The organism is Pectobacterium brasiliense, from assembly GCF_013449685.1.
GTDB lineage: Bacteria > Pseudomonadota > Gammaproteobacteria > Enterobacterales > Enterobacteriaceae > Pectobacterium > Pectobacterium brasiliense_A.
Genome location: NZ_JACDSF010000080.1, coordinates 1,211 through 2,161, shown reverse-complemented (window position 1 = coordinate 2,161; position 951 = coordinate 1,211). Strand labels below are relative to the sequence as shown.

Sequence of the window (951 nt, the reverse complement as noted above, 5' to 3'; positions counted from 1 at the left end):
TCATCTTCCTTCCGCGTCGTATCCGCCAGGATTTGCTTAAAGCCGTCAAACTCGAAGAAATTCGACCCGACGCCCCACATGAAATACAAAAACTTCGCCTGATTGGTCGGTTTATGAATCTCAAGTTTTTTCGCTATCTCCCGACCATTCCGCGTCATGGTGTACAGCGTTTCTGGCGTATGCCCCTCTTTGTGCTCCGGCAGTGTTTCCTCCATCACCTCATCAACAAACCAGCGGGAGAAATCCTCGTCACTCATCAGGTGTGATTCCATTTGCAGGTCATTAAACTGCCACATGCGTCATGCTCTCCTCAGGTGATAGCGTAACCGGTACTATCAGTTGCGCCGTCTGTAATCCGCCGACATCATGGGTGTAACGCATGAGCTGTTCTGGCTCATTGCGCGTTTCGGCATAGACGGCATACAGCGGGGCGAAGAAGTCTGTCTGCTGCGCGGGCGTCAGTTGCGGAATAAACTGATTAAAGGTTTTAGGCTGATAAAATCGGAAAAAGTAGGTTTTGCCGTTATTGATGACTTTGGTGAACTTTTTGAAATGCCTGACCAGCGGTATCAGCGGTAGCGTGCTACGCACCATGATGCCCCATTGCTGCATATAGCCTTCAGCCAGCCACCAGTCAAGCACATCACTGTGGGCGTCAATCTGAACCAGATACGGCGCAACGTGACCCAGACTGTCCAGTACCGATACATCAAACAGCGAACGGTAAGGTGGCGCGAACCCCTCCAGACAGATGGCGATGTCCGGGCTGGCTGCTGCATTGAGCAACAGATAGGTATAGAGAGCGTGTTCTTGTTCATCCACCCTTGTGGTCGCCGGGGTAAATACCACCTGTTTCAGGCCGTCACTCACCGCGTCATAGGGATTTTCCAGCATCCTGACTCCTTATTTTTTCTTGTACGGACACTCTTCCGTGAACGGCTTGTCACTGCT

2 protein-coding genes are annotated in these 951 nt (G+C 51.3%); both read right to left on the bottom strand.

All coding sequences use genetic code 11. The features are described 5' to 3' along the window. Positions 1–296, bottom strand: a 296-nt coding sequence (locus H0248_RS21095) for a hypothetical protein (RefSeq protein WP_180787370.1), incomplete at its 3' end; no start/stop codon positions are given. Then, entirely contained in the window at positions 283–894 is a 612-nt protein-coding gene (locus H0248_RS21090; protein ID WP_180787369.1) for a DUF4123 domain-containing protein, read from the bottom strand. The genes H0248_RS21090 and H0248_RS21095, both read right to left, overlap by 14 nt. Positions 895–951 lie beyond the last annotated feature (57 nt).

What these genes read in the sequence shown, in the direction of transcription:
- H0248_RS21090 (WP_180787369.1), bottom strand. Translation starts at nt 894, where the DNA reads ATGCTGGAAAATCCCTATGACGCGGTGAGTGACGGCCTGAAACAGGTG.